The following is a 23,507-nucleotide window of genomic DNA, read 5'->3' as shown; positions in this document are numbered from 1 at the left end:
ATGAACTCTAATGGCTAAATCTTTTAAAATACTTCAAGCGAAAATGTCACCAGAAGCTCGCAAAAGAGCCGAGCAGAAGACGCAAGAACTTCTACAAGAAATAGAAAAACTCGCTTCAGAAACAGCATCCGCTTCCGAGGACAATCAGGAATCTTCCGGTAGACCACCACCGTCAACACCGGGGGACGCATAATTGTGTTTTGAGATTCAGGTGTCGAAACGTCTATTAATAAACTAGCATTGCGACCAAAATGCTGCTTATATCGGTTTTCTGTTCAGGTGCTACTAATTCCCCATCATATAATTTTGAACTTATTAATTAAAATGTCAACCATACTTATGAGGCTTTAGTTTTAATATTCATTTTTTCTTTGCGCCATTTATCCACGCTTTTTTTAACTGCTTCTATTTCCGCAAAATCTACTTGCACAGTTGCCGTTTCAAATTCGACACCCAAAGCGGTGCTGACTTCGAGAATTTCTACAAAACTGGCACATTGATAATCTGTATCCTCATATTCCTTGACTCTTTGTTCAGCAATTCCTAATCTATCAGCAAGTTCTCGCTGAGTAATTTTGGCTGCTAACCGAACTTTAATTAAAGCATCTGGCAGTTTATTTAAAGAATCGACTTGAATTTTTAAAGGTTTACTGGTGTCGCAATTAATCAGTCTTTCGTATTCGGTGATTTCTGACTTTAACTCGTCAACTTGACTCTGATATGAATCTCTGTGAAGTTTCCACCGTTTTGGTTCTGCCTTCAATTGTTCATTGTTATCCAATTCCGCTATAGACTGTTCAAAGCGTTGCAACCAAGCTAAGGAATTTTGATACTGTTGCTCATTTTTGATCATCATGGTTTCCACCTTTGTAAATCTATAGCAATAATTCCTTTGCGCGTATTCGTCCTGGTATCAAATTGAAAAAAATCTATGTAGGCTGTACCGGAATCATTAGCTGGATAATTTGACGGAAAAATTTCACCCTTGTACTTAATTTTTTGTTCGGCACGCCGCAGCGCAAAATTAAATAAACTAGGAGCAATCAATTCTAGGTAGTTTATATCAACTCCATTATCCTCCCAACAGGCATCAAAGTCTCCTGGTTGTGGTTTACTGGTAACGAAACTACCATCAATATAAATAGTTCTACAGCCTGCTGCTTTTAGTTGCGTCATTGCCAGTTCAAGACCGTCTATCATGCGCTGTCTAATCAAATTTGTCCCAAATATTTCTAAAAAGTCCGACCATTCTGCCCAATGCACCCCTGATGGTAAATTACCATTTACGTCAAATTCTGGAATCATTTCTCACACCCTAACACAACTTTATTATCCAGTTAGGAGTGTCCCATAATTCTTTAAAAATCACACTTCAAAGCAAAACTCCGCACAAGGACTAAAGTAATTGAGGAGTAGTGAGAAATCCGGGTTACGCCTATCACCTGCATCCTTGAGAACCACTACAGCACCACAGAGGTTGAAATGCACTGCGTTCTCCTCATCGACATCGACCCCCAAGCATCCTTAACCAAATTCATGGGGGGTAGTGCCATCTCAGTTACAAAAAACCATTGCTGATGCCATTATCGATGTCTAAGTCCTCAATGCGATCGCTCTAGCTATGTGAGAAAATATGACCAAGGAAAGCCAACATCTTCAGGAATCACAAATAAACCAGGTGTTTCACCCAGGTACTGCATGGGGAAAACACGGTTATTTGGCAATTTGGCACACATACCGGTTTTGACAGTGGTATCTTTTGATTGTGCAAGGGGTGTAGCAGGAGTAGTCGAGATTAATCAATCTGGACTGCTCCTGCAATTTTATGTACAGGTTCTAAATTATGACCATCCAGGTCATAGAAGTAAAAACCACGAATTCCCATTCTATGGGACTAAAGCTAACACCCCCACAGGAGAACCCGAACCATCCCGCAACCTCAACACACCAATGATTAAAGTAGTACCCTTTGGTGGTAAGTGCTGTAAGTTGGTGAGATTTTCCAAAATAATCCTCTGCTGTGCCAATACCAGACGGTTAATATTAAAACTGTCATCTTGTCCAGGGTCTACCCCATGGGTATCAGTTCCTAAACCAGCAATTTGTCTTTGTTCTAACAGAAACTCAGTTGCATCATAGCTAAAACCGGGAAAGTGCATTTTTCCTTGAGGATCTTGGTTAAAAAATTGCTTTTTATCTAACCATTTATTTTCCCAGCCAGTATGAAGCAATACTAAACTACCAGGAGGAATTTCACCATGTTTTTTCTCCCAAGCCAAAACATCAGCAACAGTCAAGGCGTAATCGGGATTTAACTTTGCAGCTGCGCAGATGTCGATCACTACCGCAGGTAAAACTAGGGACTCACCTGAGTATTGGTCAATTCCCGCACTATGAGGATAAAAACTTTTGGGTGCATTGATGTGAGTAGCACTGTGTTCTCCTATGGTCAACCGTCGTAGGTAATAGCCATCCTCTGGGATGTTGGCGAGGGTGGTAAATTCCACTGGGGGATCACCTGGCCATTGGGGAATGTCTATGTCAATTATATGACTTAGATGTATTACCTGTGAGTAAGTTATAGTCTTTTGATTTTGTTTCATATATGAAAATAGAAAGCCAGTCATAGATGATGGTTTCTTGACTCGCAACAAAGTAGTATAGTTTTTACAGTTACGTTTTTACTCTCAGTTTTAATAGGAGACTTTAATTAATGTCCACTGATACAGTTGCTTATGTTGAAGGTAGTGAATTTGATACTCTTTTAGGTACTGAAAAAGTTGTTGTTGTTGATTTCACTGCTACTTGGTGCGGTCCTTGTCGTATTATTGCTCCCTTAATGGAACAACTCGCTGAGGAATATCAGGGTCGCCTTCAGGTGGTAAAGGTAGATGTTGACAATAACAAGCCAATTTTTAAAAGGTTTGGTCTGCGTAGCATTCCAGCAGTTTTAATGTTCAAGGATGGTGAGTTAGCAGAAACTATTGTGGGAGTTTCTCCTTATGAAGAGTTTACTGCTGCTGTTAACAAGTTGCTTTAGGTGGTTCAGGGTTGAGATTTACTGGTAAGTTATAAGACTTAAACTTAATTGATTTGAGGTAGCGCCAGTATTTAAAATAGCCTAAATTATATGTCAATTTTTAACCTTACTCCCGCCAAACTTGTGAGGTAGACTGAGGAGTAAGGTTATACGGTTGATTAAACCAGGGAACTCACAAATTTCTCTAACCTGTCCATTCCTTTTTGGATCGTGTCCATATCCGTGGCGTAGGACAAACGAATGTTTTGATCAGCACCAAAGGCAATACCTGGAATGACAGCCACTTGCTGTGTTTCTAACAGGGCGTTAGAGAATTCCAGGGAGTTCAGACCTGTTTTACTGATATCGGGAAACAAGTAAAAAGCACCATCTGGTTTACTACAACTCAATCCCGGAATGGCGTTGAGTCTATCCAACATTACCTGTCGCCGCTGGGTCAATGCTTGGCGCATTGATTCTACACAGTCTTGAGAGTTTTCTAAAGCTGCGATCGCTCCATATTGAGCAAAAGTACACACATTAGATGTACTATGTCCCTGAATAGAAATAGCAGATCGAATAATCTCCACAGGTCCTGCTAAATAACCCAGTCGCCAACCGGTCATAGAATAAGCTTTAGCAAACCCGTTACTAATCAAGGTGCGCTCAAAGATGGCTTCCCCCAGGGAACCAATGCTGATATGTTCTGCGCCGTCGTAGAGAATCTTTTCGTAAATCTCATCAGACACTACATAAATATCTGCATCCACTATCACTTGGGCCAGTGCTTTAATCTCATCTGGGGTGTAGACCATCCCAGTAGGATTAGATGGAGAGTTAAGAATAAATAACTTAGTTTTGGGTGTAATTGCTTGACGTAGTTGTTCAGGGGTAACTTTATAATCCGTCGTCGCATCTGTGGTGAGAATTACTGACTTCCCACCAGTTAAGGTTACCATTTCTGGATAACTTAGCCAATAGGGGGCACCGAATATTACCTCATCCCCCGGATTAATCAGGGCTAACATCAGGTTAAATAAAGAATGTTTACCACCGTTGGTGACAATCACATTCTCCGACTGATAATTCAGACCGTTGTCGGTTTTCAGCTTCTGGGCGATCGCTTCCCTTAACTTTGGTTCTCCAGCTGCTGGGCCATACTTGGTTTTACCTGAATCCAAGGCTTTGGCTGCTGCGGTTTTGATGTGGGCCGGAGTGTCAAAATCTGGTTCACCAGCGCTGAAACTACAAACGTCTATTCCTTCAGCCTTCATGGCCTTAGCTTTAGCTGCGATCGCTAAGGTCAAAGAAGGGGTCACCTTACTTACTCGTTCTGCCAGCTTCATGCTTAATTTATTTGGCAATTCTCTCACTTATCTAAGGATATCTTAGAATAATTACCAACAGTTATCTTTTTATAATTCCTCAGCAAGTCACATCTGGGGACAAGTAAACACCCACTAATGGCGTGAAACACTTTCACACCTTCCCCAAAGATCCCCTGGAAGGTTTTCCGACCGGAAATTAACCCAGTATCGCCGGTCTGCTGATTAATCACCGCTGTGCGATCGCGATTCGCTATTATTCTCATGAAAAAACCACAGATAAACTTAGATGTATTCCTCATGGGAAGGCATTCCATCTTTGACAATGGCTCTACAACTACGTTTATCTGTGATTACAAGTAATAATTAGGATTCTTGCCATAATTCTATTTTAGATTTTTCACCATGCAAGTCATATACCGAAAGACACAAATCCCGGCGTTGTCGAATCCGAATCTGCTATATCAAACCTAGACAAAACTAGACTACCACTATCATTGCTTGGTTTGCCCGTCGGCAATGGTCTTAATTCAATAGTTCATATCTGACGATTATATATCAGGTAGTTGATTTTTTAACTCAAGAGAAATTAACTTTTGTCTATATAAGTATAGGTTTGTCTAGAAAATTTTCAGCTTAGGAATAGCTCAAATACCAAAAGCATAGTTCCCAGAGGAACCGACTGAGAACCATGATAGCCCTTGAATTTTGATTATATCTGACCGCTAAAGACAGGCTTTACTTTGCGGTCAATCCTTTCCCCCAAGTCTTCAGCAATTGTTAAAGTACCGGGTTTACACCGCTTGACATTCACAAGTATTCCTTGTGCCCCTTCAACCTCCAAATCTTCTACATAGCCCTTGATTGCCACTTTAGCATCAGCAGAATTCAAAAATGGACCGAAGTAGTAGGTACACCGGGGATTTTGCGTCACAATTTCCACCCACCAGGCTAGACCCATGTTGTGGAACTGATTAGTTAATGATTCCTTCAGGTTATTCCAAATTGTTTGCATAGTTGTAGCCGATTTATCAATGTGGTACTGAATATTAAAGGAAAGGATATGGTACTGATCTTGCTTTTACATTATGTTAATATTCTACATATATTGTAGTAAAAGTCCAGATGAAGAGAAGCTATTTGTGACTCTATGAACACCTGACTCTCTCATCAACCTGCGTTTGCATCAGTCCCATCTATTTTCGTTATCACCTGGCTTTTATCCCCATCTAGCATTCCTATGGGTGGAAACTTACCCCTATTTTTTTAAAGGGGTTTTTGTAATTTATCTAGGTACAAAGTGTTTAATGACCTTTGGCGATAGATTTCGTAAAGCGCCATACCAGCGGCTACTGAGGCGTTGAGACTAGGGGTTTTGCCTAACAGGGGTATTGAAACCAAGACATCGCAGGATCGCTGCGTGAGCATACTCAGCCCTTCGCCTTCCGAACCAATAACTAAAACGATAGGTTCAGTAAATTTAACTGTATGCAGGGGTTCACTGGCTGTGCTAGCAGTACCATAAATCCAAAATCCCGCCTCTTTTAATTCTTCTAAGGCACGACTGAGATTAACTACTCTAGCTACAGAAAAGTTTTCTAAAGCACCTGCGGCCACTTTGACCACAGTAGAAGTAATTCCTGATGCCCTTCTTTGAGGGATCACCAAACCCTGAGCGCCTATGGCTTCGGCTGTGCGAATAATTGCTCCCAAATTATGGGGATCAGTAATTCCCTCAGCCACGACAATTACAGGATCCGTTACAGATTTCGCTTGTGCAATTAAATCAGGTAACTCAATATATGCGTGGGGGGCTACTTGCGCCGCAATACCTTGGTGATTGGCCTGATCGGTGATTTGGTCTAAGCGTCTTGGCTCTACTTCATCAATGACTGTGCCATTTTCCTTCGCTTGCAAGAGCAAATGATGAAAGCGGTGGTCGTAACGTAAACGAGTAGTAATCCAGATGCGGTTCAGTCCCCGTTCACTTTCCAAAGCAGTCAAAACTGGATGGCGACCGTAGATGAGATCACTATTTTCTGGCGATTGTGCTACTGGGGATGAATGGGTATTAATGGGATGTTGGCTTGTGCTTCTGGAGACAGGTTTTTTATCCCTGTCACTGAGGCGGGGACTGCGCACCGCACTAGTAATAACACGCTTCCCCTTTAATTTTATAGGTTTGATGCGATTCGCTTCGCTAGGAGTCTGGACTTTCCTGGGTTTGTTAGCCATATAAGTTTTGGGTATAGTTTATGAGTGGGAGATTGGGGTTCTTTGAATTTAGTCAACCCCAAGTGCTGACTTTCCTATCTTGAGACTGAGTCGCTGACTATTTCTCTAGATGGAGTTTTTGCAACAATTCGGTTAATCGGGGGAAATCCGTAAGATAAAGGTAGCCAATTAAAGTTTCTAAACTTGTTGCTTGTTGATAAATTTGGGGTTCAACCCGCTTAGTCCGTCCTGAAGCAGCATTACGGCCTCGACGGACGATTTCTAATTCGGCTGGACTCAGATGCGGAGTCAGCGATCGCAAATGTAGCGCTTGTGTTTCAGCTCTTACCTGTGCTACCACCAAACAGTGGTAGGTTTTGGTCTGTTGCACTGGCAACAGATAGAACATCCTAACATACAATTCATAAATTGCATCACCTATATAGGCTAAGGCCAAAGGCGACATTTGTTGTATTTGTGACTGAGAAAGCACAGGTAGTGTCCCGGTGGTAGCCAACAGTGCTTGATGCCAAGACGAACTGGGCGGGGGGGGTTCATTTTTCCCTTCTAATAGCTCTTGTCCCTGTGATGTCACAAATTCATCATTCCTCAACGGGCTATAGTTAGCAGGCATCTTCAACAGAGCTTTCATAGATTGATGACTTCTGAAGCCAGCCATGTTGGTACACCGAACATAAAAGAGACTGTCAAATATTACCGACTAATTGTAACCTTTTTGATCCACACTTGATTTTGAGTATTAATGTATTTTATCAAACTATTGGGCTATTATAGGCATCTCAAAGTGACAATACCACCCGTCATGTCTTCCAAGGTTGACACCCAGTGACATACTCCCCTAACTGAATTTCTTTGAGAAATTGAGTGTAGGCTTCTCACCCAATCCAGCTATTGCTATGGCTAGGCCTCCCATAGACTGGGTGGCGATGGGCTTTGTTTTAAGTGCACTTAATGCCCTACTGCCGACTGTAAATTTCTTACCTTCCTACAAATTTCACTGACCACCGATGATATGCTGGCTTGTTCGCGAGCTGATGACCAACCCGGAGGCGACTTATATTAATCAAGATGTGCCTACTGACTTCTACTCTGTGGAATACAGTCGCTTACCAATAATCGCAATGCTAGTGGACAGAGGCTGCTCAGACACCGATGGGGGTGAGGTCTACCCGACTTATTCTATCAAATTTATGGGCGCAAACAAAATATTTTGCTCATTTCCTCCATATCCTGTGATCTGGTTTCCGGCATTAGTTCACAGGGGTGTCGTCAACTCCTGTGTAACTGAGTGCGATCGCCTTCCTGACGTTAGCCCAGAGGCTTCTTGCTGTTTTAGCTAATTGTTAAACCTCTCTCACCAGGAGAGAGGTTATGTTTGAGCTTCGGTAAATTACCCACACTCTCCTGTAGGTAAGTGTAGGCTGCCGGTTTCATCGACAGACACCTTTCTAGCTTGGGATTTTTCGGTCTTACTCCGCATCAAATCGACGATATCGGCATTTCCCCGGACTCTATAAAGCGATCAAGATTACTTGATGTTTTCTAAAGCCGTATCAACTGAAGTTTGCAGGGCTAGAAACTTTTCCAAGCGAACCAGCTTGACCGTTTGAGTTACTCGGGCATTTGTCACAATTTGCAAAGTACCGCCGGCGGTTTGAGCTTGTTTAGCCAGTTGCACCAGAGCGCCCAAACCGGAGCTATCAACAAAGTCAATTTGTGAGAGATCCAGAATAATGTGCTTTGGACGATCATCAATTTTAGTGCCCAGTACTTTGCGAAACGTCGGCTCAGAAAATGCGTCTAACAAACCTGTGAGGCGGAATAGCTGACAGTTATCCCGGACTTCGCGAGTGCCTCTCAGGCTCACGGTTAGATTCAGTGATTCAGCAATAATTCCCTCCTCATGGTTAAAGTGAACGCTCAAGTATAGATGGTTTTAGCGCAAGTTGTCTACAACTTGTCCAGATAGGGGAAGTCAGGGGATGAGTAGATACTCCATTAATAACTTCTGTGGTTATTCTGCTCTACTAAACTTCCTCAAACTCACCTAAAAGTCCGAAATCATCTTCCTGCTTCACTTTAAGAGCGAAGGCGCTGACTTAATCCACAGGCTTTAGGATTGGACCGAGCTAGCCATACCCGGAAATTTTCATAGTTCCAGGGGTGGTTATTACCTCTGCGCGATTTTAAATTCATTAATCGCCCTTGTCAAGGCATTTTACCGCTCAATTTTGAGTAAATTTGGGCATATTTGAGGATAAGTCTGGTGAGAGTGGTCAACCCCTTGTACCTGCTATATAAAACCTAGACAAAGCTAGACTTTACTTTCTACTTCAACGGGAGCATGGGAGCGGTTATCCCTTAGTAGACTTGCACGCCTTAGCCAGACGCGATATTTCTCTTAAGATTTACAAGAAAGACTACCGCTATCATTGCTTGGTTTTCGCGTTGGCAATAGTCTTAATTCAATACTTGATATCGTAGGATTATATATCAAGTGGGCGATTTTCTTAACTCACTTATGTCAACGCTTGTCAACATAAGTATAGTTTTGTCTATAAAATAGTCAGATGAGGACTAGCTCTTTTGCATAGCTTGGACAAATTTCTGGAATAAGTAGTCACCATCATGAGGTCCAGGACTAGCCTCAGGGTGATACTGAACAGAGAATACGGGCAGAGACTGATGTCGTAAGCCAGCAACGGTGCCATCATTGAGATTTAGGTGGCTAACTTCCACAACTCCGGCAGGTAATGAATCTGGGTTAATGGCAAAACTGTGGTTTTGGCTGGTAATTTCTACCTTCTGCTGTAGTCCGGCTGGCTGATTTAAACCCCGATGACCAAATTTGAGTTTATAAGTTTCTGCCCCCAGGGCATGACCTATAATCTGGTGTCCCATACAAATGCCGAATATGGGTTTTTGACTTTCCAGCAATGCCTTTAGCGGTTGTAATCCCTTCTGTGACCGCTGCTGGATCACCAGGACCATTGGAAAGAAATATCCCATCTGGGTTATATTTGAGGATTTCCTCTACAGGTGTATCTAAAGGAACAACTATTACTCGGCATCCGTAACTGGCAAGGCGGCGCAAAATATTACGTTTTATACCAAAGTCTATGGCAACAACAGTCAAAGTTTCTGTGTTATTAACTACAGATTCTGAATTGAACTCCCAAGCAGGAATTGTCTTTTCTGTCCATTCATATACCTTGGGTGTGCTAACTTGACGCGCCAAATTTAAACCAGCCATGCTGGGTGCTGCTAGTACCTGCTCTAACAATTCTACTTCATCCAGAGATGTAGAAATACCACCATTCATAGCTCCTACTGTGCGAATTTTGCGCGTGAGGGCACGAGTATCAATGCCGTAGATGCCGGGTATTTGATGCTGATTGAGGTAATTAGGCAAGGATTGGGTTGACCGCCAGTTGCTGGGGCGATGACAAATATTGCGGGCGATCGCCCCAGCACACAGAGGCCGGTTCGATTCCTCGTCTTCAATATTGATCCCAGTATTTCCTAATTCAGGATAGGTAAAAATGACGATTTGACCGCAGTAACTGGGGTCAGTCAGGACTTCTTGATATCCAGTCATACCGGTGTTAAATACCACTTCCCCGATTTTGGTTCCCGTTGCACCAAAAGACCAACCGCGATAAGTAGTTCCATCGGCTAAGACAAGTAGAGCAGGTATTGTGTTAGACAGGGGCATAGGTGATTAAGACAAAAAATAATGTAAGTTTCACGCCATGAAGGCATAACCCAGGTTTCTCACCTGATAATTCTTTGCTCCACCGCCACGCCGTCAAAGCTTGACTTTGGGGATAGTGGAACAGTGATCCTATGTGGACATTTGTTAATGGTAAGCAGTATTTTGTCGCTAGTTCAGCTATTACTGCAAATATTAATTATCTGCTATATAAAACCTAGACAAAGCTAGACTTTACTTTCTACTTCAACGGGAGCATGGGAGCGGTTATTCCTTAGTAGACTTGCACGCCTTAGCCAGACGCGATATTTCTCTTAAGATTTACAAGCAGGCTCAAAAGTTAATCCTGCAGAAACTCAACTAGCTGTTCTAATTTTTGCCAAGCAGCACCACTCTCAAGAATTGCCCTAGACACATTCACCCCTTGGGCATGGTCTAATAAAGGAATTACACCCGCCACTTGCAGGGCTAGGGAAGCATTTAAGGCCACAGCGTCCTGTTGAGCCACAGTTCCCTTACCTTGTAATACTGCTTTGAGAATCACTGCATTTTCTTGGACATCCCCACCCCGCAGCGCACTAATGGCAGCGGGAGTTACACCTACTTCCAGGGGATTAAGAGTAGTTAATTCTACCTTACCTTCTGATAAAACTGCCAAGTCGGTTATATCTCCTAAGCCAGCCTCATCCAGTTTTTCTCTCCCATGCAGCACAATTGCTTTTTGTTTACCTAAATTATGTAATGCTTGGGCAACAGTTGTTAAAAGCTTGGGAGTAAATAGCCCCACTACTTGACCCGTGGGATATAAGGGATTGACTAAGGGCCCTAGTAAATTAAATACGGTTCTGACTTTGAGAGTCCGTCGTAAACCAGCAACGGCTTTGAGTGCCGGATGCCACCCAGGGGCAAACAAGAAAGTGATCCCCACCTCTTTTACTGCGCCCTGCACCTTTTCACTAGCAGCAGTTAGATTTACCCCCAATGCTTCCAACACATCCGCACTACCAGTCAGACTGGAAGCGGAGCGATTCCCATGTTTAGCAACGGGTACACCATAGGCAGCAGCTACAAAAGCCACTGCTGTAGAAATATTAAAGGTTGATGAACCGTCCCCCCCAGTACCACAGGTATCTATGAGGTTCATCATCCCTTGGGTAGATTCTCGGTTAGTACCCTGTTTTGATTGAGACTGTAACACTTGAGCCATGCCTGTCAACTCTTCGGCGGAAATGCCTTTAAAGTTCAGCGCTGTTAAAATTGCCCCTGATAATTCTGGCGGGACGGTTTCAGTTAACCACCCTTGCATCAACTCAGCAGCTTGAATGCGGGTCAATGATTCACTGTCCATTAATTGTTGTAGCAGGAGATGCCAGTTAACAGAGGATTCTTGAGTCGGGATTGGGGAAGTTGCCATAGGATTACTTTGTTGTGACGTGTCCCTCACTAGTTGAGGATATGGGAGCTATCCTACCGAAAAATGGCAAAGCAGCCAATCATCAGGTATGGAAGTCAAAAACCCATTCTGACTATTTGATGGCGGTTTTTTTCGGGGTGCTGGCAAGAGATAATGCATTATTTATGCCCATTTTGATTAAGATAAGGTTATGAAATGTGCAAGTTTTAGTTAAAGTTAAATATTTTTGGGGTTTTACTTATATAATTTCATCCTGAAGTGTAGAATTTATAGGCGGAATCTTGTATACCTCACACAGTGTTAAAGTCGGGGATCAGGTTTTAATACTATGTCCAGCTTACGTAATGGGCAAAGTAGGCGTGGTTTGTGGAATGGAGTCAAGTTATGACAGTCAAGCCAACACCCGTTGGATTATCAAAATCCCATCAGAAAATATGGTGGTGTCACTCACCCGGGATGAGTTTGAGACACTTAGCCCGGGTTTTAAATAATTTAAGGTATGCTTGGGGGTTCCACCTTGTTACCAATGCTTAGTTCTTTTTTGCTGCGTTTTAACTGTTTCCAAAGAGTTTTAATTTGTTTATAAGCTTGTTGGGGTGTAAGTTTCCCAGATGTCTCTAAATTGGAGATGTAGCCGACTTTTTGAGCAAATTCTTGAAGATTGGCGTTAAATATTAAGTTGTTTGGCTCAAATTGACCATAGTATCGGCTACGAGGGTAAATAAAATTCTTTTTATCGTCCTGATCAGGCTCTGCCATCAGTTGACCCCCTATAAATTAAAGATGAATAATTAACTAATGTAACAACTGGCATGATGAATTTTCTGCCACTTTGTCAAAAGTCTATCCCTAATGTGCATCGATGAACTGAAAAAGAGTAGAGACAAGAATACTCATATCTCTAACAGCCAAGGAGGGTAATATTTCTACCAGAGGTTTTCTGCATCATTAGAAGCTAATGCTACTATAACTTGCTGTGGTGTTAATTCACTTACCGGAGCTGGTTTCATATCCCGGTAGTCTAGCAATTGCACTAAAACAAGGTAGGCGATCGCTAAAATCACAGAAATAGCACCTGTAATAATTGCAACTATTTTAGACCATTCCATAAGTATTCACTCCAAAAATTTTTCTTATGCTCAAACTTTAGTTTTAGTATAGAAAATTAGTATGACACCAAATATCTCAAAATTGATATACACCACCAATTGGAAATTGGCTAACCTCAACCTATAAATATGGATAAACAATCAATACAAGTAATTGGAGGTGGACTAGCTGGGACAGAAGCAGCTTGGCAAATAGCCCAAGCTGGCGTACCGGTAATACTCCATGAAATGCGCCCAAAACGCTTTAGTCCAGCCCATCATACAGAAGATGTCGCCGAGTTAGTATGTAGTAATTCCTTTGGGGCTATGGCTAGCGATCGCGCCACAGGACTCTTACACGCCGAACTACGTCAACTCAATTCCATAGTCATCTCCAAAGCCGATGAACACGCAGTCCCTGCTGGGGGAGCCCTTGCGGTAGATAGGGGGAAATTTAGCCAAGACCTAACCGCCACCCTATGTCAACATCCCTTAATTGAATTTCGCCGGGGTGAGGTAACAGCCATTCCCGAAGGAATCGTAGTTTTAGCTACAGGTCCCTTAACCAGTCCCGACTTAGCCGCCGATTTACACCGGTTCACGGGGATGGAATACCTCAGCTTTTTCGATGCTGCTAGCCCCATTATTGTGGGAGAATCCATAAATCATGATATCGCTTTTATGGCATCCCGCTATGACAAAGGGGAAGCAGCCTACCTCAACTGTCCCATGAATAAACAGCAGTATCTGCACTTTTGGTCAGAACTGCGCCAAGCAGAACAAACGGAATTAAAAGACTTTGAACGGGAAACAGCCAAATTTTTTGAAGCTTGTTTACCCATTGAAGAACAAGCCCTCCGGGGAGAAGACACCATGCGCTATGGTCCGACTCAAACCGGTGGGACTCTCGGATAGTCGCACTGGGGAACGTCCCTACGCCGTGGTACAACTACGCCAGGAAGATAAAGCCGGTCAACTGTGGAACATGGTAGGCTTTCAAACTAACTTGCGCTGGGGTGAACAAAAACGAGTTTTCCGCTTGATTCCTGGGTTAGAAAATGCCGAATTTGTGCGGTTGGGGGTCATGCACCGGAATACTTTTATTAATGCCCCCCAGTTAATCCACTCCACCTTACAATTTAAGCAGCGTCCTACTTTATTCGCGGCGGGACAGTTGATTGGTACTGAAGGTTATACCGCTGCTGCTGCTGATGGTTGGTTAGCGGGAACTAATGCGGCGCGGTTGGCTTTGGGTCAGGAACTTTTAACAGCACCACCCACTACTATGATGGGGGCGTTATTAGAATTTATCAGTTCAGCATCACCGAAGCACTTTCAACCCATCCCACCTAATTTTGGGATTTTGCCGGATTTAGGTGTCAAAATTAAAAGTAAGCCGGAGCGTTATGGGCGTTATCGCGATCGCTCTTTGGCTGATTTAGCCAGCTGGAAAAATCAGTTTTAAATTTTTCTCCCTCACTAAGGGAGGGTTGCTGATTTTTTCAGTACATGGGTAGGTTACCGGGTATTCTTTAATTCTGTTCACCACCCTACCAATTATTTTTTAACTTGTGCTATAATAGGACAAAATTAGGGCGCGTGGCTCAGTGGATAGAGCAACAGATTCCGGTTCTGTGGGTCGGGGGTTCAAATCCCTCCGCGCTCGTTGTGTGAATTGCCAAATAATTTGACTGGGTTAACTTAACGTCGTTTATAAACCACTGTACCCAGTAGTTAGAAACAGTGGTGTAACCGGCTTTCTTTATATTACCCGTTCCCCATTCCCCAATTATTTACCTGTGGTAGTAAATGATAGTGAGGAAAGGGAACACACCGAACAGAAATTGTTCAGAAATCAAATAGGAGTCCTATATATCCTATTTGTGTTTAGCCCATTCTCCATTACTTAAATCTCTCAAAATAGGTAAATCTTTACTCGCTTTTTTAAATGTAGTCGTTTCTCCAAAAACATCCTCAAGGTTTAATAAATGAATCTTTGGTTGTATATTCAGTAGCTTACTTTGAGAAGCTTGCTCTAAACGAGAACGAAATCCATCTGTATAACCAATACCAGCCAACATTATTCCAATATCAGCTTCATGAACTATAAGATTTCCAACAAAATCTGCTGTAAAGGAAGCATCCAAGATATTCTGAGATAACTTAGATTGAAAATAAATCATTTCATTATTTACTGTTGCATAACCATCTATTCCACCATCACTACCAGATTTTCCTGGGGTTAAACCAAGATAAACAGCAAAACGCCTACCTAACTCTTGTTTAACTGCGTCATTGGAATAAATAATTCCATTTACTAATGCATCAATCTCTAAGTAATCCATTCTTAGTTTTCTGATTTTGCTGGTTTTATATCAATTAGTTGTTCATAAAGTAAATTAATTCCAGTAAATAAGCATTCATTTATCTTCTCTTTCATGTTTAACTCATCTAATTTTTGAGATGTTTCAGGTGATAACTTTATTTTTCCTTTAAGTCGATCACGTTCCTTTGGTGGTATATTATGTTCAATCTCAATTTTCTTTGACTCATCCATATACTTTGCTGTTTGATGATGTATAGTCTTTTGTGTATTTTCTTGATCGCTAGTAAAACGAAAATGTAAATAGCTAATTGCTGATTCCATAAACGCTTCTTTTGATAATCGAAGAATCTTCGTTAATTTCTGAATTTTGTCTAATTCTGAATTTGTATATTTGATGACATATTCTTCCTGTTCAGTTTCTTTTAATTTAATTCCATGATTAATAGCGTGTTCAGCTAAATAGTCGTCCTTTTTTTTATTGTCTGTGGACATCTTTAATCTCCTTTAACTTTCCAATAAATCGGCAAAGTAATCATATAAAAAATCTAAACCTTCATAATCCCAGATATATTTTCTATGCAGTAGACTCAAACACTCTCCCCAATGGGTTTGTACCAATACATAAAAGTTAAGCCCCTGTAACAGAGGCTTAATTGTTCTACTAAAAATGATAGCCAACATAAATTCAGATTATAACCATCAACCGCGCTCGTTGAGCCAAGTCTTAACGGTCGTTGAGCGGAGTTGAAACGTCAATAGTATTAATTCGATTAATGTCCCCAGCGAGTGGGGACTCAGCAGATTTTGAAATTAAGGACATATGCTACAATGTCGGTTTCCATTCAAATAATGTCCCCAGCGAGTGGGGACGGCTGATCAATTTCGTGCTATTCCAGAATGGTATGACGCTGTTTCCATTCAAATAATGTCCCCAGCGAGTGGGGACAGATAGAAGAGCAAGTGTGGAAACTAATTTTCCGAAAGTTTCCATTCAAATAATGTCCCCAGCGAGTGGGGACCGTTACATGGTAGTTCCCAACCTGTTTTATACGCTTTAAGGTTTCCATTCAAATAATGTCCCCAGCGAGTGGGGACTGATGATGACCTGAAAGAACTAGCTCGCTGCTACGGTTTCCATTCAAATAATGTCCCCAGCGAGTGGGGACACACTTAAGGACAAAATTTACCCTTCTGTGGGTGCGATGTTTCCATTCAAATAATGTCCCCAGCGAGTGGGGACTACTGATTTTGTTTCTAGTTTATATACTAAGAGGTTTCCATTCAAATAATGTCCCCAGCGAGTGGGGACAAGTTTTAACTTTAGCCGCAGTACAACAAAACAACGCGTTTCCATTCAAATAATGTCCCCAGCGAGTGGGGACGTGGAAAACTTCGACTATATAAGCTTCTTCGAGTAAGTTTCCATTCAAATAATGTCCCCAGCGAGTGGGGACAAAGCAGTTGTCTCAAACGGACGTTTACCTTTTATTTGCGTTTCCATTCAAATAATGTCCCCAGCGAGTGGGGACTCTGGGCGCTATAACCCTCACAGTCGTGTCACTCGAATACGAGTTTCCATTCAAATAATGTCCCCAGCGAGTGGGGACTGCACAGTTAATTAAACTAGGTGGTCACCTAATAGAAGCACAAGGTTTCCATTCAAATAATGTCCCCAGCGAGTGGGGACAGGACTCCCAGCTTTAGCGGCGATGGTTCTTGTTTCCATTCAAATAATGTCCCCAGCGAGTGGGGACCTGGGAAAAGTTCCTGGAATACGAGGATTACGAAGAGTTTCCATTCAAATAATGTCCCCAGCGAGTGGGGACAAGGTCTCATTACCCGCGAGAAGACTTCGTGCTGGAATGTTTCCATTCAAATAATGTCCCCAGCGAGTGGGGACTTTTAGGTCAAAGGAACGGTCATGGATTTTACGAAGTTGTTTCCATTCAAATAATGTCCCCAGCGAGTGGGGACAGTATAGATAAAGGGATTTCCCACTTAACCTACGGGGTTTCCATTCAAATAATGTCCCCAGCGAGTGGGGACGAGGATGCGATCGCAGCTTTGTCTCAGTCAGTTACTCGTTTCCATTCAAATAATGTCCCCAGCGAGTGGGGACAGTAAAACCCCCCGCTAAAACCCTCACGGTTCCCTTGTTTCCATTCAAATAATGTCCCCAGCGAGTGGGGACATCCCACAATAGCAGATGAAGTACCAGCAGCAGTAGTTTCCATTCAAATAATGTCCCCAGCGAGTGGGGACAGTAACAAAACACCTCAAGGATGAGGAATACACCAACAAGTTTCCATTCAAATAATGTCCCCAGCGAGTGGGGACCCCTGCATTTTAACCCCTTACCCTGTAAGAAGTCTAGAGGCACTTTCCGAGGTTCAGAAAACTTAACGGCTGAAATGGCATTTAGCATACTAACAAAACTCCTGAAACCCTTACCCAGCAAGCGACCGAGGTTCAATACATTAGAATCACTATTTCAGGTATTTTGATTGAACCTCCGTAATAGTTAACTGGTGCATTACAACAGTATTTAGGCAATCGCTCTGCTGTAAGCCATATACCCCATCCTTTTGTAAGGTGAGGGGTCAATACTACTCTAAAATTTTTATATCCTCAAAAATCTATCTAAAGATAGATGACAAGATTACCTAAATAGTATTACTGAGATTGAATAAAATAAATGTGTCATTTATTTTATTATGTCCAGAGCATGGTATTATAAATTTCATTTATTTAAACTTTTGCTGTTTCTTCTTATAAGTACACATACCGTTAAATATTTAACTAAACATCAAAGGTAAAACCCATGGAATTAATAGGACTAACTAGCGCTGTAGCCTTAACAACACTGACATTCACCCTCAGAGGATGTTTTAAAAGTCTCTCATGATGTATCGAATATTTTCAGATACCCCTAAATCACCCTTTTGTTAAAAATTTAGCCCCCCTTTTTAAGGGGGGTTAGGGGGATCAATCAGTGTCATTGATGACAATAAAAAACTTATCAAATATCCTCTTAGAGAAGTCCGGGATATTGTACTGACTCAAACCCTTACCCTGCAAATAACAGCTATCACTTCTTCACTAAAAAGTATGCTGTGGCAAACTCAGGTAATTGTCTAATATGCTGGGTGAACTGTTGGCGATTCTTAAAGGTTCCCGCTAAAAAGTCTAGTTGATAAAGATTAGGTAAAAATGCTCCCCCGGTATCGGCAATCACGCCCATTTGTAAATGTTGCCGACCGCCTTTAGTATCTTCAATCACCACTATTCTACCTAAGCCCATATTCAGAACATCCCCAGCAAAAGTTACTCCTGGCTTGATAGATATTTTTGCATTTATATTATGTCCGTAACCTTTAATACCATCCACCTCTCTAAAGTACCAGTAACGCTGTTGTGCTGTGGCTTTTAATCCCCGGACATAGGAAATACCATTATTTCTATCCACATTGAAAAATCCTTGAGTACCATCGGTAAAATTAATCAGAATTGTTCCCTGCATTAAAGCTTCTTCTAACCCATTGCGGGTCAAATAAGCCAGGGGTTGAACTCTACCATATTCTTTACCACCCGGCTCATAAATCCCTGATAAAACATCCTGTTTTGTATATCTAGTATAGAATTTATCAGCAATTTGGTCATCTTTTAAACTATAAATTGGGATATTATAAGTAGAAGTTTTAGTACGGGACCCAGTATGCTCAAAAACAGCATATTTGGTAATTCTTACCTGCTTCTGTCCCCGGTCACTAGGATTATGGGGAGTCCATTTAATCACCCGAAAATTATCATTAATAAAATCAGGATTTTTTAACCTGGTAATGCGATTGTTGGCGATATCCTCCCTTAATACAGCAATCATAAAATCTAAAGTTCTGACAATATCCTGTACACTCACTCCCTGAGTACCCAGCAGACCCCGGCGAAAAATATTTGGGTCTTTGTCTGCATTGTCTTGAAAATAATTTCTGGTGTTAACTAGAACGGTTAATAAATCTCTTTGTTGAAAACTGATATTAGATGTGGGTAGTTTAGCAGGACTGAAAACCTGGCTACCTTGAATACTAAACTTGAACCTTTGCCACTCGTCAACCACAGGATAACTTACAGGTATTCCCCCTTGAGATATTGTAGATGTAGAGATATTTGGGGAGATAATATTTAAATCAGATATTTGGGGAATAATAACAGGATTTTGCCAAATTTGAGCTTGGGAAATCTGTGATTTAGTTAAAAAATAATTTTTATTCTCATGTTCTGAAATTCCTGGTTCACTGTTTGAGTGACTGAATAAAGTACTAGTGGCTGTACTGATGACCACAAAAGCACCAAAACCTAATGTAAAGCCGAGTTTTCGGGTTGAAAAGATACGCATAAGCTCAAACATGAATTACCGGTAATCAATAATAATGGCAATTTATCGATTACCCTAGGGTAGCCACTAGCCATTAATCTGTAAAGCACCATTGACACTCTGAGGTCTAAAGCCGCTGAGTTTCCCGCTTACCGCGATATTTTTATCAAAAAGCCTGATTATTGGTAGCATCAACCGGTATAAGTTGAGCAACACACCATGATTAGACCAGGAGAAATTACTTAGTATAATGCTCATACATTCAGAAGGCGATCGCCATCCTCTAAGTGTAAATTGTATATTTTATATTTGCGTAACTCAACAACTGTAAGGATGTGTTGCTTGTAGCTGCAACAACCAGAGAATCAGGGATGAGAGGCAAAAAGAGCCTCCCAACCTCCTATCAACCAAGATTAACTATCGGTACTCCTAACCATCCTGCGCCATTCTCTGTTTGTAAGCTATCGGGATTAGCTACTGGCAAAATCTCAAATTTACCAGGGCGTGGTGTACCCAGGGTAACAGAATGGGTACGTAATTCATCTTGGTGAAAAACCGTTACTTCAATAATATCCTGTGGTTGGTAGTCTTGGAGGCGCTCATTAAGTTGACTAGCAGTTAAGCGCACACCCCCAATGGCCAACAACTCATCACCTGGATCAATTCCCGCTAGTTGCGCTGGTGAACCCACTTCTACAGATTTAATTACTTCCCGGCCATGTTCGGTTTTCACCTTGATACCTAAATAAGGTGCTTCTTCCCGTTCCGCTACCAGATGTAAACCGAAGGGTTGGAAGTAATGATTAAAAGGTAATTCATCAGTGCTGTTAATGTAGGATTCAAAGAAATTGGACAAATCCACACCTGCTACTGATTCAACTACCTCCTGTAACTCTTCCGGGGTGTAACCAAGTTCCGGTTCTCCAAATTTCCGCCACATTTGCAGCATCACATCATCAAGCGATCGCTTATTGCCATGTCGCGCTCTAATTAACAAGTCTAGCAACAAAGAAACCATTTCCCCTTTAAGATAATAGGACATTTGGGAATTGCTGCTATTGGCATCTGGACGATAAAGTTTAATCCAAGCATCAAAACTCGACTCCGCGAGTGTTTGCACCTTGCGCCCTGGCGTTGTCAGAAATCTAGTAATTTCCTTACTCAAATGATTTAAATAAGACTTAGCATCATAAATGCCAGCTCGCAAAGGAATCAGTAAGTCATAGTAACTTGTAGTTCCTTCACAGAACCACAAAGAAGGTGTATAATTTTCCTGCTCATAATCAAACACTTCTAACCCTTTGGGGCGAATCCGCTTGACATTCCACAGGTGAAAAAATTCATGTGCCACTAATTGCACAAACCGCTCGTAATTCTCCTGATTGCGAAACCCAAAACGCTGGTAAATTAATGAACAACAGTTTTTATGCTCCAATCCTCCATAAGCTTGGGCGAATAAATGCAGGAGAAAAATATATCTGTCATAGGGTAAACCCCCAAACATCTCAGCTTCTACCTGAATAATTTTTTTGATATCAGTAATTACCCGTTCTGATGGTAAATTCCCTTCTCCCCAGATAGCCAGTTCATGGGGCTTGTCCAAAACCTCAAAGTAATATGATTGGTGCTTACCAATTTCAAAGGGGCTATCCACAAGGGTATCAAAATCCCCAGCACAGAAAGTATGGCTTTGCCCACCAACTGTCGGTAAAGAAGTAGTTACCCGCCAGTCTGGCTGTGGTGGTACGACAGTAATCTGAATTGGTAGACTTTCCCAAGTAGGGAGTCTAAAAAACAGTGCAGCACCATTGAAATAGGCGTGAGTCTTATCTAAATGATTCGTCCGTACCGATAGCTCATTGGCAAAGATTCGGTAACGCACACTTAACTGTGAAACACCACTTGTATTTACCTGCCAGTGGTTTTTGCTAATTTTTCGCCAATTTAAAGGCTTATCGCCGGCAAAGGCGGCAAAATCTTGGAGATTTTTCGCGTATTCTCGCACCAAGTATGACCCTGGTGTCCATACTGGCATTTTCAAGTCAAGAATTTGCGATGAATGGTTAGTTAGCTCCAATGTAACCTCAAACAGGTGAGTTTCTGGTTGAGGCATTGCCACAAGGTAATGAATTGCCGGTACTGTTTCCTGGATGCCAATCTCGATATGAGGTGCTGTTGCTTTAATCATGTGTAAAAAGAGTTATAAATCCTCACTTAATAGTTAATAGTCAAGAGTTAATGGTCAATAGTCAATAGTTAATAGTTAACAACTGTAGACTTAAGACTGATTGACACTCGCCATGCTCTGGTTATCACGGATGTTACTCCAAAATAATGGGTAAGAGTTTATACTTTTGCCGCATATTTTCCGTATACCTTACCGCAGCACTAGATGCGGAATGAAAACGAATTGTCTATGTGGCACATTTCTATCTGTTCTATTGCCGCAATCTCAGCACATATAATTACAGTCAACTTTTGAACATATTTCACCAGTCTCAGATTGATTATATATAGGTAGTTTCCCACATTTAACCGGATCTGCGACATTCCCCATCTTTGGCCTAGATCCTGGGACAGTTCGTATTCCGAGTTCTTAAAGATTGGGCTGCGAGATAAACTTTTCTCCATTCGGCTAAGACTTGATGCTGGCTGAGGTTTAACTGTTTAGACGTTGCTTCTATAGAGTTACCTGCTTTACGCAAGTCTAGGATCTGTCGCTTCATAGGAGTTAAGATTTCGTACAGTCGCTGCCATTGGTTTTCAGTTAGCCCCAAATTATTTTCCGGGAGGGATATTGCCAACCAGTTATCAACCAGTTCTGGATTAACTTTGAGGGCAAAGATGCGCACAGCATGGTAGCTAATTTTTTCTCGCAGTCGGTAAATTTCCTTGGTTGACTTATGTAGTTTTTTCGCGATGTCATCTTGAGACTGCCCTTGCAGATACAAACTCAGCCACTCTACTGCCTCTTTTCCTAGGGTTTGCCGTAAATATTCGGCCAATTCTTTTTTTACCAGATGCCGCAGTATCTGCTGTTCTTCTAGTTCTTGTGTCTTTTGATATTGGGCGATCGCTCGATGATCAGCCCGGGTCAAGGGATTCTCACTGTTATCTGAGAGGGTGTGTACCGAAACCATCTTGACCAATTCAGTATTTGGCACTTGGGTTAAGCCACCACGCTGAATTCGCCGCAGGTAGTTGACAAATCTGTATAGGAGTAAGGGTTGATTACGTATTGGGCGCATAGAATACTCTTCTATACTGGCAAATAAAAGGGTATCCCGCAGCCGTTGATCGATGGTAAATTCAGCTATACAAGCCATTTGCTGGTGCATATATCGATCATTTTGCAATAAGTCTTGTAAGACTTCTTGTAACACATCGATGACAGTACGCTGGCGATCGCAACTCAAAGAAACCCAAGTCTGAATCTTATTGCGTAATGTCACCAAACCTGCTAAACGAATTAGTAGGTGACGATAGGCCACTTCTCTTCCGTAGCCCAGGTAGTGCTGATGTAAAATCCTCCAGCGATACTGAATACCTTGTTGAGCAATGTTGAGTTGTTGGCGATTCAACTGATCCGAGCATTTTAAATCACTTCCCAAAAGCCAGAGAATAATACTTTCTCGGTTGGCTATACTTTGTTCTGGACACTCCGCGGCTAAACGCTTACCCCAGTAATCAGCTAAATTTTCCCTATCCTTTGTCTTGCGTCCCTCAAGAACCTGTATTAAACTCGGCATCACAACCCCCACTTATCACCAGAACCTTCGTAACGTATCCCCCACCATGAATATAAATCCAAGGTACGGGCGCATAAATTCGCCACCCTAGAAGGGGTGCTTTTCAGTCAAGGAATAGTGCTAATCAATTTCCCTATTTACCAGGAACGCCGCCCTACTCTAGTCAAATTAGTTTTGACATCAGAACATCTGAGATGTTTTATTGTTATTACGTCTGGATTGACTAACTTTATGCACAATTGAGGAAAATTCTAGTTTTTTGTGTTG

Annotated in this window: 20 protein-coding genes, 1 tRNA gene, 3 pseudogenes and 1 CRISPR repeat array; of the genes and pseudogenes, 5 read left to right on the top strand and 19 right to left on the bottom strand. The window is 41.9% G+C overall.

All coding sequences use genetic code 11. The features are described from left to right. Window positions 1-10: 10 nt before the first annotated feature. Entirely contained in the window at window positions 11-193 is a 183-nt protein-coding gene (locus AC6IZ0_RS01955; protein ID WP_229476245.1) for a hypothetical protein, read from the top strand. A gap of 144 nt (window positions 194-337) precedes the next feature. On the opposite strand, the gene AC6IZ0_RS01950 is transcribed toward AC6IZ0_RS01955, so the two are convergent. The 4 genes from AC6IZ0_RS01950 to AC6IZ0_RS01935 form a co-directional block, all read right to left on the bottom strand. Beyond that, window positions 338-856, bottom strand: coding sequence for a helix-turn-helix domain-containing protein (locus AC6IZ0_RS01950; protein ID WP_323216016.1), 519 nt, complete (start codon window positions 854-856; stop codon window positions 338-340). Further along, on the bottom strand, window positions 853-1,305 hold the full coding sequence (locus AC6IZ0_RS01945) for a DUF6932 family protein (protein WP_271733807.1): 453 nt from the start codon (window positions 1,303-1,305) through the stop codon (window positions 853-855). Before AC6IZ0_RS01945 ends, AC6IZ0_RS01950 begins: the two co-directional genes overlap by 4 nt. Window positions 1,306-1,365: 60 nt before the next feature. After that, complete coding sequence (locus tag AC6IZ0_RS01940; protein ID WP_271733806.1) at window positions 1,366-1,488, bottom strand: hypothetical protein; 123 nt, start codon at window positions 1,486-1,488, stop codon at window positions 1,366-1,368. Window positions 1,489-1,886: 398 nt separating this feature from the next. Continuing rightward, on the bottom strand, window positions 1,887-2,603 hold the full coding sequence (locus AC6IZ0_RS01935) for a cyclase family protein (protein WP_497724862.1): 717 nt from the start codon (window positions 2,601-2,603) through the stop codon (window positions 1,887-1,889). 110 nt (window positions 2,604-2,713) lie between these two features. Between AC6IZ0_RS01935 and trxA the strand changes: the two genes are divergently transcribed. Further along, a complete protein-coding gene (gene trxA, locus AC6IZ0_RS01930) occupies window positions 2,714-3,040 on the top strand; it encodes a thioredoxin (RefSeq protein ID WP_271733804.1) in 327 nt (108 codons plus the stop codon). 158 nt (window positions 3,041-3,198) lie between these two features. On the opposite strand, the gene AC6IZ0_RS01925 is transcribed toward trxA, so the two are convergent. From AC6IZ0_RS01925 to AC6IZ0_RS01905, 5 genes and pseudogenes are all read right to left on the bottom strand, one after another. Continuing rightward, the gene (locus AC6IZ0_RS01925) at window positions 3,199-4,365 is read right to left on the bottom strand and encodes a pyridoxal phosphate-dependent aminotransferase (RefSeq protein WP_497724860.1); all 1,167 of its coding nucleotides are present in this window, start codon (window positions 4,363-4,365) and stop codon (window positions 3,199-3,201) included. Window positions 4,366-4,444: 79 nt separating this feature from the next. After that, window positions 4,445-4,586: pseudogene (locus AC6IZ0_RS01920) on the bottom strand (class I fructose-bisphosphate aldolase); the annotation flags it as partial. 470 nt (window positions 4,587-5,056) lie between these two features. Further along, window positions 5,057-5,359: a DUF1816 domain-containing protein gene (locus AC6IZ0_RS01915; protein ID WP_271733802.1), complete on the bottom strand. Its 303-nt coding sequence runs from the start codon at window positions 5,357-5,359 to the stop codon at window positions 5,057-5,059. A gap of 251 nt (window positions 5,360-5,610) precedes the next feature. After that, entirely contained in the window at window positions 5,611-6,579 is a 969-nt protein-coding gene (rlmB, locus tag AC6IZ0_RS01910; RefSeq protein ID WP_497724858.1) for a 23S rRNA (guanosine(2251)-2'-O)-methyltransferase RlmB, read from the bottom strand. A gap of 97 nt (window positions 6,580-6,676) precedes the next feature. Continuing rightward, the gene (locus AC6IZ0_RS01905; protein WP_280805616.1) at window positions 6,677-7,192 is read right to left on the bottom strand and encodes a Mini-ribonuclease 3; all 516 of its coding nucleotides are present in this window, start codon (window positions 7,190-7,192) and stop codon (window positions 6,677-6,679) included. 394 nt (window positions 7,193-7,586) lie between these two features. On the opposite strand from AC6IZ0_RS01905, the gene AC6IZ0_RS01900 reads away from it, so the two are divergent. Then, window positions 7,587-7,919 (top strand): hypothetical protein, encoded by a 333-nt coding sequence (locus AC6IZ0_RS01900; RefSeq protein WP_497724857.1) that lies wholly within the window; start codon window positions 7,587-7,589, stop codon window positions 7,917-7,919. 188 nt (window positions 7,920-8,107) lie between these two features. Here AC6IZ0_RS01900 and AC6IZ0_RS01895 read toward each other — a convergent pair whose 3' ends face one another. From AC6IZ0_RS01895 to AC6IZ0_RS01875, 5 genes and pseudogenes are all read right to left on the bottom strand, one after another. Continuing rightward, entirely contained in the window at window positions 8,108-8,503 is a 396-nt protein-coding gene (locus AC6IZ0_RS01895; protein WP_497724855.1) for an STAS domain-containing protein, read from the bottom strand. Window positions 8,504-9,156: 653 nt separating this feature from the next. Beyond that, window positions 9,157-10,294: pseudogene (carA, locus tag AC6IZ0_RS01890) on the bottom strand (glutamine-hydrolyzing carbamoyl-phosphate synthase small subunit). Between the two features lie 337 nt (window positions 10,295-10,631). Beyond that, window positions 10,632-11,705 carry an anthranilate phosphoribosyltransferase gene (gene trpD / locus AC6IZ0_RS01885; RefSeq protein WP_497724853.1) on the bottom strand — a complete coding sequence of 358 codons (1,074 nt, stop codon included), beginning with the start codon at window positions 11,703-11,705 and terminating at the stop codon, window positions 10,632-10,634. A 492-nt stretch (window positions 11,706-12,197) separates the two neighbouring features. Continuing rightward, window positions 12,198-12,464, bottom strand: coding sequence for a DUF7219 family protein (locus AC6IZ0_RS01880; protein ID WP_280802029.1), 267 nt, complete (start codon window positions 12,462-12,464; stop codon window positions 12,198-12,200). A 167-nt stretch (window positions 12,465-12,631) separates the two neighbouring features. Next, entirely contained in the window at window positions 12,632-12,814 is a 183-nt protein-coding gene (locus AC6IZ0_RS01875) for a hypothetical protein (protein ID WP_271733360.1), read from the bottom strand. Between the two features lie 129 nt (window positions 12,815-12,943). On the opposite strand from AC6IZ0_RS01875, the pseudogene trmFO reads away from it, so the two are divergent. Beyond that, a pseudogene (gene trmFO, locus AC6IZ0_RS01870) lies at window positions 12,944-14,258 on the top strand (FADH(2)-oxidizing methylenetetrahydrofolate--tRNA-(uracil(54)-C(5))-methyltransferase TrmFO). A gap of 128 nt (window positions 14,259-14,386) precedes the next feature. Further along, a tRNA-Arg gene (locus tag AC6IZ0_RS01865) sits at window positions 14,387-14,459 on the top strand. 211 nt (window positions 14,460-14,670) lie between these two features. On the opposite strand, the gene AC6IZ0_RS01860 is transcribed toward AC6IZ0_RS01865, so the two are convergent. The 5 genes from AC6IZ0_RS01860 to AC6IZ0_RS01840 form a co-directional block, all read right to left on the bottom strand. Next, window positions 14,671-15,138 (bottom strand): restriction endonuclease, encoded by a 468-nt coding sequence (locus tag AC6IZ0_RS01860; protein WP_280793303.1) that lies wholly within the window; start codon window positions 15,136-15,138, stop codon window positions 14,671-14,673. A gap of 2 nt (window positions 15,139-15,140) precedes the next feature. Further along, complete coding sequence (locus AC6IZ0_RS01855) at window positions 15,141-15,611, bottom strand: hypothetical protein (RefSeq protein ID WP_497724851.1); 471 nt, start codon at window positions 15,609-15,611, stop codon at window positions 15,141-15,143. 266 nt (window positions 15,612-15,877) lie between these two features. Further along, window positions 15,878-17,456: direct repeats of the CRISPR family, unit length 36 nt; unit sequence GTTTCCATTCAAATAATGTCCCCAGCGAGTGGGGAC. Window positions 17,457-18,207: 751 nt separating this feature from the next. Continuing rightward, the gene (locus AC6IZ0_RS01850) at window positions 18,208-19,512 is read right to left on the bottom strand and encodes a murein transglycosylase A family protein (RefSeq protein ID WP_497724850.1); all 1,305 of its coding nucleotides are present in this window, start codon (window positions 19,510-19,512) and stop codon (window positions 18,208-18,210) included. 382 nt (window positions 19,513-19,894) lie between these two features. Further along, the gene (locus AC6IZ0_RS01845) at window positions 19,895-21,679 is read right to left on the bottom strand and encodes a M61 family metallopeptidase (protein WP_497724849.1); all 1,785 of its coding nucleotides are present in this window, start codon (window positions 21,677-21,679) and stop codon (window positions 19,895-19,897) included. A 376-nt stretch (window positions 21,680-22,055) separates the two neighbouring features. Beyond that, complete coding sequence (locus AC6IZ0_RS01840; protein ID WP_497724847.1) at window positions 22,056-23,252, bottom strand: HetZ-related protein 2; 1,197 nt, start codon at window positions 23,250-23,252, stop codon at window positions 22,056-22,058. Window positions 23,253-23,507 lie beyond the last annotated feature (255 nt).

Source organism: Anabaenopsis sp. NIES-4685 (genome assembly GCF_059725405.1).
This window is presented reverse-complemented; position numbering and strand designations above follow the sequence as displayed.